This window comes from Bradyrhizobium sp. SRL28 (genome assembly GCF_018596315.1).
GTDB lineage: Bacteria > Pseudomonadota > Alphaproteobacteria > Rhizobiales > Xanthobacteraceae > Bradyrhizobium.
This window is the reverse complement of the sequence record NZ_JAHEAG010000037.1, coordinates 24,854-39,766: the sequence shown is the minus strand read 5'-3', so window position 1 is coordinate 39,766 and position 14,913 is coordinate 24,854. Positions and strand designations below refer to the sequence as shown.

At 62.9% G+C, this 14,913-nt stretch carries 17 protein-coding genes; 4 read left to right on the top strand and 13 right to left on the bottom strand.

Annotated features, from left to right (window positions below):
- The first annotated feature begins 18 nt into the window (after positions 1-18).
- The gene (locus tag KIP88_RS37430; RefSeq protein ID WP_214493179.1) at positions 19-1,071 is read left to right on the top strand and encodes an amidohydrolase; all 1,053 of its coding nucleotides are present in this window, start codon (positions 19-21) and stop codon (positions 1,069-1,071) included.
- A gap of 81 nt (positions 1,072-1,152) precedes the next feature.
- Here KIP88_RS37430 and KIP88_RS37425 read toward each other — a convergent pair whose 3' ends face one another.
- From KIP88_RS37425 to KIP88_RS37410, 4 genes are all read right to left on the bottom strand, one after another.
- The gene (locus KIP88_RS37425; protein ID WP_214493178.1) at positions 1,153-1,773 is read right to left on the bottom strand and encodes a hypothetical protein; all 621 of its coding nucleotides are present in this window, start codon (positions 1,771-1,773) and stop codon (positions 1,153-1,155) included.
- A 46-nt stretch (positions 1,774-1,819) separates the two neighbouring features.
- The gene (locus KIP88_RS37420) at positions 1,820-3,076 is read right to left on the bottom strand and encodes an aminopeptidase (RefSeq protein ID WP_214493177.1); all 1,257 of its coding nucleotides are present in this window, start codon (positions 3,074-3,076) and stop codon (positions 1,820-1,822) included.
- Between the two features lie 414 nt (positions 3,077-3,490).
- Entirely contained in the window at positions 3,491-3,781 is a 291-nt protein-coding gene (locus tag KIP88_RS37415) for a DUF1330 domain-containing protein (RefSeq protein ID WP_214493176.1), read from the bottom strand.
- Between the two features lie 56 nt (positions 3,782-3,837).
- Positions 3,838-5,712, bottom strand: a complete 1,875-nt coding sequence (locus KIP88_RS37410; RefSeq protein WP_214493175.1) for a DEAD/DEAH box helicase — start codon at positions 5,710-5,712, stop codon at positions 3,838-3,840.
- A gap of 318 nt (positions 5,713-6,030) precedes the next feature.
- Here KIP88_RS37410 and KIP88_RS37405 point away from each other — a divergent pair, with 318 nt between their 5' ends.
- Positions 6,031-6,753: a DNA-3-methyladenine glycosylase I gene (locus KIP88_RS37405; RefSeq protein WP_214493174.1), complete on the top strand. Its 723-nt coding sequence runs from the start codon at positions 6,031-6,033 to the stop codon at positions 6,751-6,753.
- Positions 6,754-6,787: 34 nt separating this feature from the next.
- Here KIP88_RS37405 and KIP88_RS37400 read toward each other — a convergent pair whose 3' ends face one another.
- Positions 6,788-8,020 carry a rhodanese-like domain-containing protein gene (locus KIP88_RS37400; RefSeq protein ID WP_214493173.1) on the bottom strand — a complete coding sequence of 411 codons (1,233 nt, stop codon included), beginning with the start codon at positions 8,018-8,020 and terminating at the stop codon, positions 6,788-6,790.
- Between the two features lie 170 nt (positions 8,021-8,190).
- Between KIP88_RS37400 and KIP88_RS37395 the strand changes: the two genes are divergently transcribed.
- On the top strand, positions 8,191-9,114 hold the full coding sequence (locus tag KIP88_RS37395; RefSeq protein WP_214493172.1) for a LysR substrate-binding domain-containing protein: 924 nt from the start codon (positions 8,191-8,193) through the stop codon (positions 9,112-9,114).
- Between the two features lie 93 nt (positions 9,115-9,207).
- On the opposite strand, the gene KIP88_RS37390 is transcribed toward KIP88_RS37395, so the two are convergent.
- The 3 genes from KIP88_RS37390 to KIP88_RS37380 form a co-directional block, all read right to left on the bottom strand.
- Positions 9,208-9,807 (bottom strand): thiamine pyrophosphate-dependent enzyme, encoded by a 600-nt coding sequence (locus KIP88_RS37390; protein WP_214493171.1) that lies wholly within the window; start codon positions 9,805-9,807, stop codon positions 9,208-9,210.
- Complete coding sequence (locus KIP88_RS37385; protein ID WP_214493170.1) at positions 9,804-10,370, bottom strand: thiamine pyrophosphate-binding protein; 567 nt, start codon at positions 10,368-10,370, stop codon at positions 9,804-9,806. Before KIP88_RS37385 ends, KIP88_RS37390 begins: the two co-directional genes overlap by 4 nt.
- A 338-nt stretch (positions 10,371-10,708) precedes the next feature.
- Positions 10,709-10,993, bottom strand: a complete 285-nt coding sequence (locus KIP88_RS37380; RefSeq protein ID WP_214493169.1) for a hypothetical protein — start codon at positions 10,991-10,993, stop codon at positions 10,709-10,711.
- Between the two features lie 178 nt (positions 10,994-11,171).
- Between KIP88_RS37380 and KIP88_RS37375 the strand changes: the two genes are divergently transcribed.
- Positions 11,172-12,140 carry a VOC family protein gene (locus KIP88_RS37375; protein WP_214493168.1) on the top strand — a complete coding sequence of 323 codons (969 nt, stop codon included), beginning with the start codon at positions 11,172-11,174 and terminating at the stop codon, positions 12,138-12,140.
- 93 nt (positions 12,141-12,233) lie between these two features.
- On the opposite strand, the gene KIP88_RS47940 is transcribed toward KIP88_RS37375, so the two are convergent.
- From KIP88_RS47940 to KIP88_RS37355, 5 genes are all read right to left on the bottom strand, one after another.
- The gene (locus KIP88_RS47940) at positions 12,234-12,368 is read right to left on the bottom strand and encodes a hypothetical protein (RefSeq protein WP_274542254.1); all 135 of its coding nucleotides are present in this window, start codon (positions 12,366-12,368) and stop codon (positions 12,234-12,236) included.
- Between the two features lie 63 nt (positions 12,369-12,431).
- Positions 12,432-12,671 carry a hypothetical protein gene (locus tag KIP88_RS37370; RefSeq protein WP_214493167.1) on the bottom strand — a complete coding sequence of 80 codons (240 nt, stop codon included), beginning with the start codon at positions 12,669-12,671 and terminating at the stop codon, positions 12,432-12,434.
- 33 nt (positions 12,672-12,704) lie between these two features.
- On the bottom strand, positions 12,705-12,995 hold the full coding sequence (locus tag KIP88_RS46950) for a hypothetical protein (protein WP_249791313.1): 291 nt from the start codon (positions 12,993-12,995) through the stop codon (positions 12,705-12,707).
- Between the two features lie 295 nt (positions 12,996-13,290).
- A complete protein-coding gene (locus KIP88_RS37360) occupies positions 13,291-13,533 on the bottom strand; it encodes a hypothetical protein (RefSeq protein ID WP_214493166.1) in 243 nt (80 codons plus the stop codon).
- A 45-nt stretch (positions 13,534-13,578) separates the two neighbouring features.
- Positions 13,579-14,871, bottom strand: coding sequence for a glycoside hydrolase family 130 protein (locus KIP88_RS37355; protein WP_214493165.1), 1,293 nt, complete (start codon positions 14,869-14,871; stop codon positions 13,579-13,581).
- Between the last annotated feature and the right edge of the window lie 42 nt (positions 14,872-14,913).

Genomic DNA, 14,913 nt, shown 5'->3' with positions numbered 1-14,913 from the left:
ACCAGGGAGACAAAACTCATGGCCGCCAGCACTGCACCCGCCTCCAGAAGCGGGCTCTACGCCGATCCGCGCGAAGACTGGCTGGCACAGCACACCGAGGAGATCATCGATCCCGCCCGCCCGATCGTCGATCCGCATCACCATCTCTGGGACCGTGGCGGCCTGCGCTACATGATCGAGGAGATGGCGGCCGACATCTCCTCCGGCCACAACATCATTGCCACCGTCTATGTCGACTGCCGCTCGATGTACCGTGCGCACGGCCCTCAAGCGTTTCGCCCCGTGGGTGAGGTCGAGTTTGCCAATGGCGTCGCGGCGATGGCGGCGAGCGGCGGCTATGGCAAGGCCGCGATCTGCGCCGGCATCGTCAGCCACGTCAATCTGCTGCTCGGCGACGGCGCCAGGGCGGTTCTGGAGGCGGAGATCGTTGCGGGCAACGGCCGTTTTCGCGGCATCCGGCATTCCTCCGCCTGGGATGCCGATCCCAACGTCGCCGGCATGTATGCGACGCGGCCCAAGGGGCTGTTGCTCGACAGCACCTTCCGCAAGGGTTTTGCCTGCCTTGCGCCGCTGGACTTGAGCTTCGATGCCTGGCTGTTTCACCCGCAGATCGGCGAACTCACCCACCTCGCCCACGCCTTTCCGGACACCAAAATCGTGCTCGATCATTGTGGTGGCCCTGCCGGCATCGGCAGCTATGCCGGCCGGCGCGAGGAGATTTTTCCGGTGTGGAAGGCCTCGATCCAGGAAATCGCCAAATGTGAAAACGTCGTCGTCAAGCTCGGCGGGCTCGCGATGTGCCTGCTCGGTTATGATTTTCATCTGCGGCCCAAGCCGCCGTCATCCGAAGAAGCCGCCGCCGCATGGCGTCCCTATATCGAAACCTGCATCGAGGCGTTTGGGCCCGGTCGATGCATGTTCGAAAGCAATTTTCCACCGGATAAAGGCCAGTGCAGCTATCAGGTGATCTTCAACGCCTTCAAGCGGCTGGCCGCACAATATAGGGAAGCGGAGAGGACCGCGTTGTTCTCCAAGACGGCGACGGAATTCTACAAGCTCAAACTTGAGTGAGCTCTTGAAAGCAGGGGATGCCGTGTCACCGCGGCATCCGGTCCTTCGCCTGTGCAGCGCGTCACCATCGGCGACGGCAGCTTAATTCTTGTGCTTGACGATGTCGGTGTCGATCGCAGTGACATTCAAATGGACAGCCGCGTCTGATTTCGAATCCCGGTTTGCAAGAAGAAAAACTGTAATTCTGGCGTCAGTCGCGTCCGTAGCCTTGTATTTGAGCTGATGAACGAAGCCCTCCTTCGACTCGGTCGGCAAATCGGCGATCGACGACTGGTCATTGACGCTGAACACCAGGTGAGCGTTCGCGCCCTTTTCGGCGACGGCGAAGCCCGACACGAAGAACGGGATTTCCTGTCCGGGCTCGGCGTGGGCCAGCGGGATGGAGAAGGAGAAGACGCGTGTCGCGATCGGCGGCGCCGATTTGCCATTGATAATGGCCTCGAGGCCGCCAAATGTGGCCGTGAAGGCTTTCTTGTCCGGGCTGAGGGCGATATCGAAGCCGACGTCCGTGCTGAATGTGGGCCCGGGCCCGAATGTTGCGTCACCGGCAACGGTCTGAAGCATATCAACCTCCTTGCGAATGAATCCGACAACTTGAGATTGCCTCGGAAACATATCGCAAGAGAGTGCCGTGGCGTGTGAAACGCCTCTCACACAACCAGAAATTTTCTGCTTTTTGCCGCGACGGAGTGCCGCGTGCACATTCGCGCGATCGACTGCTAAGCGGCTCCGCGGGCCTGCATTCGTCTCACGCCCACTCGCCCTTGCGGAACACCGGCACGCGGCTTCCGTCGGCGTGAATGCCGTCGATGTCGGTCTCGCTTGATCCGATCATCCAATCGATGTGAATGAGGCTCTTGTTACCGCCTTGCGCCGCGATCTGCGCCGGCGTCAGCTTGTCGCCGCCGACGAAGCATTTCGAGTAGCACTGGCCGAGCGCGATATGGGAAGCGGCGTTCTCGTCGAACAGGGTGTTGAAGAACAGCAGTCCGCTCTTGGAGATCGGCGAGGAATGCGGCACCAGCGCCACTTCGCCGAGGCGGGCCGCGCCCTCATCGGTGTCGAGCACCTTCTTGAGCACCTCTTCGCCGCGCGAGGCTTTTGCCTCGACGATGCGGCCTTCCTCGAACTTGACCGCGATGTTGTCGATCAGGGTGCCCTGATAGGATAGCGGTTTCGAGCTGACGACATGGCCGCTGACGCGCCGGCAATGCGGCGTGGTGAAGACTTCCTCGGTCGGGATGTTTGCGTTGCAGGTGATGCCGTTCTTCGCGGTCGAAGCGCCGCCTTCCCATTCGTGGCCGTCGGCAAGACCGATCGTCAGATCGGTGCCCGGGCCGGAATATTTCAGCGCGTGGAAGCGCTGGCCGTTCAGCCAGTCGGTCCGCTCGCGCAGCACGGCGTTGTGCTTTTCCCAGGCGGCGACGGCGCCGTCCTGATCGACGCGCGAGGCCGCAAAGATCGCGTCCGCCAGTTTTGCTACCGCGACGTCCTCCGGTACATCGGGGAAGACCTGCTTCGCCCAGGACGGGCTCGGATAGGCGATGATGTTCCAGTTGGTTTCGAAATTGACGATCTTCTCCAGCGCCGGCTGATAGGCGATCGAATTGGCCTTGCTCGCGCGCGCCACCTTCGCCGGGTCTTCGCCCGATAGCAGCATCGGATTGTCGCCGACGATGGCCAGCCGCGCGGTGTTGGCGCTGAACGCCTTCGCCATGCCCTCATAGAGCCATCCGGCGGAACGATCGAAACTCTCGTTGTGGCCGTGGCGATAACGCGCCAGCGTGATCTCCTCATCCGACAGGAACGGGGTCACGATTCCAGCGCCGGCCTTGTAGGCATGTTCGGCAATCCGGCGCACCAGCGGCAGCGCGACCGAAGGCGCGGTCAAGAGCAGGTCCTGTCCCGGCTGCAGCCGCAAGCCGACCTTGACCGCGACTTCGGCGAGGCGGTCGAGTTTCACGGGATCGATCGAGGCGGAAACGTTACGCTGATGTGCGGTCATGATTCTTTCGGCCAATGCTCTTGGTTTTTCCGGCCTCGCAGCCTTCGGCGGTGATCACACCATCAAGCCGAAGCGAGCGAAGCGCCTGACAGCAGCAATAGCACCAAGAATGGTCCGGCGAAACCCGGCCTCGTTGATGTTCCGGAATGCAACAATGCCGAGCTTGGAACCTGCAAACACTGCTGCTCTAGTCGAACGGTCGCAACAGTCCCGGCTGCTTCACGTCCACCGGACGGACGAATTCGGCTGGAGCGGCGATCGATGAATTCGCATGCGAGCGACCAAGCATCTCGCCACTGGCGATATCCCCCGCACACGGATCAACCCAACGCTTCGACGTCGACCATGCGACATTCAATCTGACGAGACGGCTTCTGATTCATTCGCGGAGAACGACTCGGCTTGCTGAGCCGCTCAACCCAGGCCCCTTACCGCGAGCACGATGGCCTCGGCGCCCGCCTTCCGATCCACCGAAATCTCCTGATACTCCGGCGAATTCTGAAATTCCTGCGCGGCGGCGTCATCCGGAAACTCCATGATTACGACCTTGTCGCGCGGCCACTCGCCTTCCAGCACGACCGGATGCGCGTCCGCCACCAGCAGCTTGCCATTGAACTTGCTGAACACGCCCATGAAGCGCGATTGATAGCGGTCGTAGAGTTCGCGGCGGGTGAACTTCAGTTGGGCGATGATGTAGACGCTCATGACGGCTCCTCATCTGCGTGGCAGGTGAGCGCCGGCGCTTTCAGCGGTCGCGCCGGTCAGCCACGAAACTTCTTCTTTGCCTTCTTTCCGAATACCGGCTTTGCAGACGCCCCACTTTCATGCCGCGGCTTTCCCGCGTGCGCCTGCTCGCCTCGATCCCGCCTTTTGGTATCGTAATGCGCCTTCTTGTCAAACGCCGGCTTGTCAGAGGTCTTTGCGTTTTGGCCGTGCGGCTTTGGTGTCCATTCCTTCTCGCGAACCGCCTCGCGCGACGGGGCACCCGCGAGCGCCTCGATGCGGATGCTGTCTTCCTTGTCGGGACGGCGGATTCGCGCTGCGAAACGTTCGGCGACGCGCGCGGAAATCTCGAACTCGGTGGCGGTGTCGAGAATGCGGATGGCGCCGATGTCTTCCTTCTTGATGCTGCCGCGGCGGCACAGCATCGGCAGCAGCCAGCGCGCCTCGGCGTTCTTCCGGCGCCCAATCGCGGCGCTGAACCATACGGTGTCTTCTTCCGCCATGCGGTGGCGCGGCGATGATTTTGCAGGCTTCGATCCCTGAACGGTCTCGCGATCGGTCCTCTCCCGGACGCGTTCCGCACGAGATTTGACGCGATCCGCGCCGGGATCGACGATGTCCTCGGGCGATGGCAATCGCGCGCGATAGAGCCGCGCCAGCGCCGCGGCAATGTCCTCCGCCGACCGCTCGGCGAGCAGGGCCTGCGCCAGCGCCAGATCCTCTGATGTCGTCTCCTCCGAAAACAGCGCATCTTTCAGCATGCGCTCCTGATCGAGCTTGCGAATTTCGTCCGGCTGGGGCGCCGTGCCCCAGACCGTATCGATGCCGGCCAGGTTCAGCAGCACCTCGGCGCGCCGCTTGCGCGCCGGCGGCACCAAGATGATGCTGACGCCCTTGCGGCCCGCGCGGCCGGTACGGCCGGAGCGATGCTGCATGACTTCCGGATCGTTCGGAATATCGGCGTGAATGACGAGGTCGAGGTTCGGCAGATCGATGCCGCGCGCGGCGACGTCGGTCGCCACGCAGACGCGGGCGCGGCCATCCCGCAACGCCTGCAGTGCCTGGGTTCGCTCGTTCTGGGTCAGTTCGCCTGAGAGCGCGACCACGGAGAAGCCGCGCTCCAGCAGCGTGGCCTGCAGATGCCGAACGGCTTCCCGCGTGTTGCAAAACACCAGCGCACTCGGCGATTCGTAGAATCGCAAAATGTTGACCACGGCGTGTTCGACGTCGCCGGCGGCGATCCGGATCGCGCGATACTCGATGTCGGCGTGTCCGCCCTCGTCGCCCGCGACTTCGACGCGGAAGGCCTGCTGCTGATATTCCTTGGCTAGCGCCACGATGCCGCGCGGCAACGTCGCCGAAAACAACAGCGTGCGGCGTTCGTCCGGCGTGGCCTCTAGGATGAATTCCATGTCCTCGCGAAAACCGAGATCGAGCATCTCGTCGGCCTCGTCGAGCACGATCGCCTTCAATTCCGAAACGTCGAGACGGCCGCGCCGCAAATGATCGCAGAGCCGTCCGGGCGTTCCGACCACGATATGGGCGCCCGCGGCGAGCTCACGCTGCTCACGGCGCGGATCCATGCCGCCGACGCAGGAAACCACCCGCGCATCGGCATATTGATAGAGCCAGGCGAGTTCGCGATGTACCTGAAGCGCCAGTTCGCGCGTTGGTGCAACGATCAACGCCAGCGGAGCGGCGGCCCGCTCAAACCGCTCGGCGCCATCCAGGAGGTTGTTTGCGAGCGCCAGACCATAGGCGACCGTTTTGCCGGAGCCGGTCTGCGCCGAAACCAGCAAGTCGCGGCCGGCGGCGTCGTCGGCGAGCACCGCGGTCTGGACCTGCGTAAGCCGATCGAAGTTGCGTTCCGCCAAAGCTCGGGCGAGCGGCGGATGGGTGGGCAATAATGTCACGTGATGTCAGACCCTGGTTGGCTCTATCAGCCGGAAATGTTGAATACCGCCCCGAACCGAAATGGCTCGAAGCTGCGCGTTTTACGAAGCGCAGCCGTACGGCCTGACCGATTTCACTGAGGTGGGGGTGCTTTAGGCGAAAACCAACCAATACGCCATCCATTCTTTGCAGATCAGCCGATCACTTCTGCGACGGTTAACCTTTCACGCGGCATGCACCGCGACGCTGGGAATCCCGGAATGATCGGCTAGACTGCGGTTTTGAGGCGTTTCGCGCATGTTTTTGACATCAGCCGTCGTTCAAGGGGGCCGGACACTGTGACCGCGTTCAAAAGCATTCGCGCCCGGGCCGAGAAGCGCAAGGGCGGCCCCAAGGCGCTCGCCAAGCTGCTGCCGGCCAAGCCCGACCCGAAAGCGCTCGCCAGGCTCGGCGACGACCGGATTCTCGCCGAAATGACCAAGCGGGTATTTTGCGCGGGCTTTGCCTGGAGCGTGATCGAGAGCAAATGGCCGGGCTTTGAAAAGGCGTTTCTCGGCTTCAAGCCGGGCCCGCTGTCGCTGAAGCCGGACGAGTTCTGGGACGATCTGATGAAGGACACCCGCATCGTCCGCAACGGCGCCAAGATCATGTCGGTGCGCGCCAATGCGAGCTTCGTCCGGGACATCGCCAAGGAGCATGGCAGTTTCGGCAAGTTCCTCGAGAACTGGCCCTCGTCCGACGAGGCCGGGCTGCTCGAATTGCTAGCCAAGCGCGGCAGCCGGCTCGGCGGCAATACCGGGCAGATGATGCTGCGCTTCCTCGGCTGGGACGGCTTCGTCACGTCGAGGGACGTCGTGCTGTGCCTGCGCGATGCCGGGCTCGACATTGCAGAGACCGTCACCTCGAAGCGCGACCTCGCCAAGGTGCAGGCGCAGTTCAATGCATGGGCCGAGGAGACTGGCCTGACCTATGTGCAGATCTCGCGGATCTGCGCGCTGTCGATCGGCGAGAATTATGCGGCGGAGAAGCTCGCAAGCATGATGGGCGCGAACGACGACTGATGGGTATCGCTGCGCTCCACCCATCCTACGCGACTCAAATCACGAAAAATCCATGCGTGGCGTCGCGGCGGAGTTGCTCGACGAGGCCGTATTCCCAGTCGAGATAGGCCTGCATCGCGCTTTCCTTGATATCGGTGCCCTCATAGGGACGGCGGTAGCGGTGTGACGGATCGGGCTTCGGGATCACCTGCGGCGGGCCGATCTCGAGCGTGCCGTCATAGCCGCCTTCGAGCACGTAGGTTTCCCATCCCATCTGCGCGAGCCAGGACGCGGTCATGTCGGCGCGGACGCTTCTGTTGTCCGTCAGCACGATGCGCGCGCCGCGCACCGGGGCCGCCATGTCGATCTCCTGCACCAGTTGCCCGCCCGGGTAATGGCGAAAGCCCGCGAGATGGCCGGCGGTGTATTCCTCCTCCGAGCGGACGTCGAAGCGATATAGCGTACGATTGGCCTGCGCCTGCAGCGCCGCGATTTCCTTGAACCCGATGTGACGAACGCCGGCGCGATAGGCAACATCGCGTGCATTGGCTTCGCCGCCTGCGATGACGCCGATCTCGCCGCGCCTGCCCGCGCCATGTTCGAGATCCTGTTTGGCCAGGGTCCAGCCGATCGTGCCGTTGCGCAGCGCCCGCACCTTATTGGTGACGCCGGCATTGATCAGCGACTGGGTGCCGATGATCGAGCGGGTGCGGCCGGCGCAATTGACGATGATGGTGGTCTCAGGGTCAGGCGCAGCGCGGCCCGCGCGCAGCACCAGTTCCGCGCCGGGCACGCTGACGGAGCCCGGGATATTCATGGTCGCGTATTCGTCGAACCGGCGGACGTCGAGGATTTGAATGTTGGCGCCATCAGCGATCAGCGCGCTGACTTCCTCGGCGGCCAGCGAAGGCGTACGCCGCCGATGCTCCACCAGCTCGCCAAAGGCCTTGGCGTAGGAATTGACGTCCTCGAACACTTCGTAGCCTGCCGATTTCCAGCCCTGCAGCCCGCCGTCGAGCTGGCGGACGTTGCTGTAGCCCAGCGCCGCGAGCCCTTCCGCCGCCGCGGCAACGAGACCTTCGCCGTCATCATAGAGGACGATGGGAACATCCTTGCGCGGCAGCCGCGGCTCCGCTTCGAGTGCGATCCGGCCGGCCGCCATGTTGGCGGCAAACAGGGGATGGCCGGTGGCGAAGACGGCCTCGTGCCTGACATCGAGCAGTGCGATTTCGTCGCGCAGCAGCAGCGCGGTGCGGATTTGCCGGGGCGTAATGGAAGGTACGATCATGATTGGAATTTTCTTCTTGAAGAGGTTCGTTTTCCACCAATAGCAGCATCACGAGCGATGCGTCACGCCGTACAGAGCCATTAACTCTCATGTCATCGAACATTGAACTGATTGCACCGACGTCCCGGAAACGGCGTATGATGCCCGCTGAATAAGCACCTAGGCATCCGATGGACCTCAAACAATTGCGCACCTTCCGCGCGGTGGCCGAGCTGGGCAGCCTCAGCAAGGCGGCGGACCGGCTGCGCGCTGCCCAGCCCGCGCTGAGCCGGCACATCAAGCTGCTGGAGCACGAGCTTCGCGTCGAGCTGTTCGTCCGCAACGGCCGCGGCATGCTCCTGACCAGCGCCGGCCGGATGCTGCTCGACCGCACCACCGGGCTGATCCGCCAGATCGAACAGGTCAGCGACGACCTCAAATCGGCGAACGGCAATCCGTCGGGCCGCGTCATCCTCGGGTTGGTGCCGACGGTGAGCGCGGTGCTGTCCGGCCGGTTTGCTCGTCGTGTCATCAACGAATTTCCCGACGTCTCGCTGCGCATCGTGGAGAGCTATGGCGGGCATCTGGTCGAGTGGCTGCACCGCGGTGAAATGGATCTCGCGATCATCTACGGCCCCGCGGTCGATCTGCATCTTCAGGTTCAGTCGATCGGCCGCGAGGATATCGTGGCCGTCGGGCCGCCGGGGTCGGGCCTCGGCAAGCGGAAGCAGGTCGACCTCAAATGGCTGGTGAAGCAGAAGCTGATCCTGCCCAGCGTCTCGCACGGCTTGCGGGCGCTCTTAGAGAAGGCGCTGGCGCGCGAGAAGCTGAAGCTCGACGCGATGATCGAGGTCGATTCCTATCGCGCGCAGATCAGCCTGATGGAGGAAGGGCTCGGCTACACGCTGCTGCCGCCCTCAGCCATCCGCACTGAAGTGGCGGCGAAACGCCTGGAGATGGCCGCCGTCAGCCCCTCGGTGTCGCGCGAACTGATCCTCGCTTCGCCGATCGCCCATCCGCCGTCGATCGCAACGACGACGATCGCGACGCTGATCGTGTCGGAGATTCAGCAGCTCTCGAAGGAAGGGCTCTGGAAGATCAACATGATGGCGTAGCGGAGCACGCTCCCTCATCGTCATGGCCGGGCTAAAGCGCGAAGCGCGTCTTCGCGCTTTTGCCCGGGCATGACGACGTGCGGGTAGCGCTTCTCAATTAAACAGCGCCTCGTCTCCCAGCACCGATTGCCGGAAGCGCGTCGTCAGGATGACGCCGTCCGCCGGCGGCATCACGAACACCAGCGCTTCGGGATTGATCTTGATCTGCGCGAAGACCGTTCCCCTTCCCTCATGGGCGAAGTCGCGGAGCTCGGTGACTTCGGCCATCGTGCGGACGATGCGCGAGGTGCGAATGCCGCAAGCGGTTGCGATGGCCGCGAGATCGACGCCGGAAGCGGTCGGGGTTTTCTGCATGCCGGTCTCGCCAAAACGCTCATTGTCGAGGACGGCGATCGTCAGATTCTTCGGCGCTTCCACCGCGATTGACGCGAGCGAGCCGATATTCATCAGCATCTCGCCGTCGCCGGTGATGACGAGCACCTTGCGCTTCGGTTGCGCCAGCGCCAGCCCAAACCCGATCATGGCGGCAGCACCCATCGCGCCCCAGAGCGGAAAATTGTTGGGGTGATCGCCGGCGGCGGAGACATCCCAGTTCGGTGCGCCGAGGCCGGCGATGACGAGGAGATCGGCGCGGTCACGCAACAATTCGTTGACGACGTCCCGGCGGTGCAGAAGTGCGTTGGGATTGGTCATTTGCGGGCAAGCTCCTTGAAGTTCTTGGCGCCGAGCACGCGCTGCCCGAGCAGGACCGCCACCGGCTTCCAGGTATTGAAGGCGAGATGCGCCGCGCCCTGCACGGTGGAGGCGACGAGATCAGGCTCGTCCACCTTGTTCACGATCACACCCATGGCTTCCAGCGAGGGGCGCGTCCCCTGCCCCATCGGGATCTGCCACGGATTGAACTCGCCCCAATCGCCGCGCATGGTGACGATCATCAACAGCGGCATGTGGCAGATGACAGGCAGCGACAGCATGTTGATACAGTTGCCGACGCCGCTCGACTGCAGCAGCAAAACGCCGCGCTCGCCGCCGAGCCACGCGCCGGCCAGCATAGCCACGCCTTCCTCTTCCGTCGTCAGCGTCACGACGCGGGTTTCGGGATCGGCCTCAAAGGAACGGATCAGACGGCTGTGGCCGGCGTCCGGCACCATCGCGACCTGGCGAATGCCCGCGTCCTTCAGCACGTGATAGATCTCGTCCGGCCACGTCGGCAGCGCGGCCGGCGCCTCGCTTCGTGATTTTGCTGCTTCCGCCATCGGGCTCAATTTCCTCTGCGCTTCCCAGGGTGATTGGGCCGGACCATAGATCGCCGCCGCGGCTTAAGGAATTTGAATGTGAGCATGGCTTGTATCGCGAAATTGAAAGGCTGGGGTGGCCCCGCCTCTCCGCGTCATTGCGAGCGCAGCGAAGCAATCCATAGCGCGGCTTGCGGAGCCGTGAATTGCTTCGCTGCGCACGCAATGACGGCGAAAATGCAAAGCCAACGGGTCACGCAAATGCGCGCCCGATGACAGGCTCCGCGTGCCGACGATTACTGGCGAGCGTGAAATGGTGGGCACGTCGCTAGCGCGCCTTTGCCCACCCTACGCACTTGTTACTTCGGCTTGGAATCCGGCGGGCAGTCCGGGCTGACCTTCAGCGGCTTGCCACCGCTCTGCACCGTCGGCGCAGCGGAATTTGCGCCGCCGGCATCGGGCAGCACCGCGCTCTTTTCGACGGCCATCGAATTGGCGGTCTTCTCCTCGCCCTTGCCGGTCGTTGCTGCCGGCGACGTGGTGCAAGCCGTTTCCGGCTTATCGCCCGATGCCCCGGTGGACTGGGCGGCTGCGCCACTCACGCTCAACAGCCCGGCGAGGATCGCTGCCGCGACGCGCGTCATTGTGATCTCCAATCGTTGAATTGGCTTGCCAGGAGCAAACGTCCTGCCGCAACGATGGTTCCGGGACTGCCATCGCGACATTTGCGACAACCGGCGGTCAGGCCGTATGCTGGGCCTTGGCAGCGAACAGATCGGCGCGAAATTTGCTTCGCTCAACCGGTCCTTAAAGGGAGCCTTCATGACCATCGACTTGACGAGGCGTACGCTGCTTCATCTCGCCGGCGCCTCGTCGCTGACTGCGGCCGCCATTGCGGCCGCGCAAGCCGAGGGGACCGCTGGCGGCACGGGCGGGCCGACCTTTGCCAACCGGACGCCGATGCGGATCGGCATGGTGACGCTGCGGGTGCGCGATCTCGACAAGGTCGCCGACTATTATCGTGACGCGATCGGACTCACCGTCATGCAGCGCTCGGCCACAAGCGCGCGTCTCGGCTCGGGCGGTGTGGCGCTGCTCGACCTCGAACGGCGCGAGGGCGCCGCGCGCGAGGCGCGGAACGCAGCCGGGCTCTATCACACCGCGTTCCTGATGCCGACGCGCAAGGACCTCGCGCGCTGGCTGGTGCATGCGGCGAAAAACAGGATTCCGCTATCCGGTTTCGCCGACCACCTCGTCAGCGAGTCCGTCTATCTCGACGACCCCGAAGGCAACGGCATCGAGGTCTACGCCGATCGCGCGCCCGAAACCTGGAAATGGGATGGCGGCTCGGTTGCGATGGCAACCGACCAGCTCGACATCGACGGCCTGCTGGCGCTGACGGATACGGGCACGACCAACTATGCCAAGGCACCCGATGACCTGCGCATCGGCCACATGCACCTGCGCGTCGGCGACATCGAACAGGCCGACCGCTTCTATGGCGGCGCCATCGGCTTCGACCCGACCCGCAAGCGAAGCGGCGCCGCGTTCCTTTCCTCGGGGCGCTACCACCATCACCTTGCGATCAACGTCTGGCAGAGCGCCGGCGCCGGTCCGCGCGACGACTCAGCCACGGGGCTTGCGTGGTTTTCGCTGGAGGTCGCGGGGCAGGAGATCCTGCAGGCGCAGGAACAGCGGCTGCGGCAGGCGGGCGCGCCGGCTGCAGCGATCGCGAACGGAATCGAAACCGCCGACCCCTGGGGCACGAAGCTGCAGCTGATCAAAGTCTGACACTGTCAGCGATTAACCCTGCTCAGCAGGCCCCGATAGACCATGCGAGCGCGGGGCGGAAAATGATCCGTCCCGGCCAGGGGGCATCGAACATTATTTCTTCTTGCCGGAACCCAAAGTCGGCTGCCAGCCTCCGGTCTTCTGACTTGGTGCTGCGGCAATTACCTTAATCTTCTCTTTCTTCGGTTTCTTGGTTTCCCGATTGCCTCTTTGCTCGCCTTTGGCCATGTCGATCTCCCTGGGTTGATGGTGACGTCGGAACTAAATGCAGATTCGGCCAGATATCGTCGATTAGAAGCGAGGCGCGTCCAGATCATATCTGACCTTCAACGTCCTGATCAGATCGAGCGCGCAGGTGCGATAGAAATTGTCGGCTTCCGACATGGGCCGACTGATGCTCGCGCTCCATCCGTAAGCATCGTCGAAAACAAACATCGTCATCCCCGAAGGCCAGGGACCATGGAGGACTTTTGCCTGCTCGACAATCATATCCTGGAGCTCATCGGCGGTCTTGAAGGCCCTGACGCTCATGGCTTGCCTCCCGGAGCTCTTGTGGGCGCTCCGCTATCCTTCAAGCTGATCGAACTCATCGGACAGCAGGATCCGGCCCCGAGGCGTAGATATCCTCACGTCCAGATAACCTTCCTGCAAAAGCTCCTTCGCCTTCTTGACGGCGGCACCTGCCGCCACTCGGCTAAGATTGACCCGGCCAAATTGATTGTTGCCGCTGATCAGGTAAGGCAGTTCCGTCGCCCTATTCATGCAGGAAAATGCCACGGCCACCACCGACAAAGGAAGAAACTGCGGGACGATTAGCGGCGCGACGATCCGGTCGGCCAAGCAAAACTGGGACAACAAAAGCTCCGTCCGTCGCGGCGGGAGCGTTCCTGACCCTCAGTCACCGATAGACGCCGTGGGAAACGCGGTGATGATCAACCCTAGGCTCGCGTCCTGGGAATAGCGAGCGTTATAACGCCGCGGAGACGATCGAGAGCTCCCTTCTGGAGGTAACGCTCGCACCTAACCTATCCCAACCTCCATCGCGACTATGGAAGGACCGCTGACGCAATCCTGTCGCTTCCAACTCGAAGCAGGTCGAAATGTTCGGTCCGACAGCCGGCCCGATCCACGGAAAGTTGCCGGGCCTGTCTCAATCGAAGGCCGATGGCAGCTCTCCCTTGCGGAAGATGACCGTCGGTTCGTCATCATAGTCGCCCATCTCCGGATCGCCGGTGGATGAGAAGGCAACGACCCCGAGCTTGCTCAAGGCCAGCCGCTCCGCGGTGCGAAGCGCGCCCGTTGCCGTTTTGCAGGCGATCGGAGCGTCGGCCTTCAGGTTTCCTCCCCGGCCGGCATTGAATGCCTGAACGAAGTAGCTTGTTTCGCGAGCCATGGCGCTCTCCCTTGAGGATACAAGCCGCACCGCGCGATTTCGGATTCAGGACATCGATCGCATCAGCGCGGAAATCTGGATCGTTGCAAAGTTGGAGTACGTATCCGATACGGCATAGGGCAAAATGAGCTGATCATTGTGCGTCATCGCCCCGCAGGTATAGACGACGTTGGGAACGTAGCCTTCGCGTTCGGACGGTTCGGGTCGCAACAACGGTTCGCTCGAACGCGCCAGCACCCTGGACGGATCGCGTTTGTCGAGCAGTGCTGCGCCGATCGAATATTTTCGAACCGGGCCGACACCATGCGTCAACATCAGCCAGCCTTCCTCCAGTTCGACCGGTGATCCACAGTTACCGATCTGCACGAACTCCCAGGGAAATTGCGGCTTCAGGATCGCCTGACCGCCTTCCCATCTATAGAGATCGTCCGAATAGATCAGATAGAGATTCTCGTTGTCCTGTCGCGCGATCATGGCGTACCTGCCGCCGATTTTGCGCGGGAACAGCGCCATGCCCTTGTTGCGCGCGGCTGCGCCTTGCAGCGGCGTCATCCGAAACGAGAGGAAGTCGGTGGTCTCGATCAGTTCCGATCGGATCGCAGTGCCCTTGTAGGCGGTATAGGTTGCGTAATAGGTCGTCCGGTCGCCATCGCTGAATTGGACGAAGCGCGCGTCTTCGATGCCGTTCGATTGCGACTCCGTCACCGGAAAGATCACGCGTTCGCTGATGTCCGGCGCTGGCCCGAAAACGATTTCGACTTCGTCGCCGATCGGTCCGGCCGTCCGGTGCGCGATCCGGGGGCTCGTGGCGAGGCGGGCCGTCGGATCGACTGTAATGCTGCCGTCCGCAGCGATAACGCCGGCGCGAAACGTGAGCGACGATACGTGCCCCTCGCCGACGGCTCGCAGGCTCAGGATGAAGCGCAGGCTGCCCTTTGAGATTCCTGATTGGTCGGGGTGCGGCACGATGCTTGGATTGAACAGTGCCGACGCCTCGAAGGAATATTCGTGCAGGAAGTAGGCACCGATCAGCTGGCGCTGCACTTCGGAAAACCTACAGTGCGCCAGCAGCGCCTCCTCCATTTCGTCGGCCCGGCGCTCAAACGTCTCCAGCAGGTTGCGGTGCCGGCCCTGGAAATTTTCCAGCACATCGGCCAGTTGACCTGCCGCGGCCTGCGGATCGAGATTGAGAACGCGCTCGACAATATGGTTGGCGCGCGTCTTGTCGGTCGGGTTGAGATCGCGCGGTTCGGTCGTCGGTTTGAACGGACGCACGATCACGCGCGCGGGATCAGGCCGCAGATAGAGCGCCCGCCGATTGACAAAAGTGGCTTGCAACGAGATGTCCTCTGTTCGCGTTTGCGTGAGTGAACGCTTAAC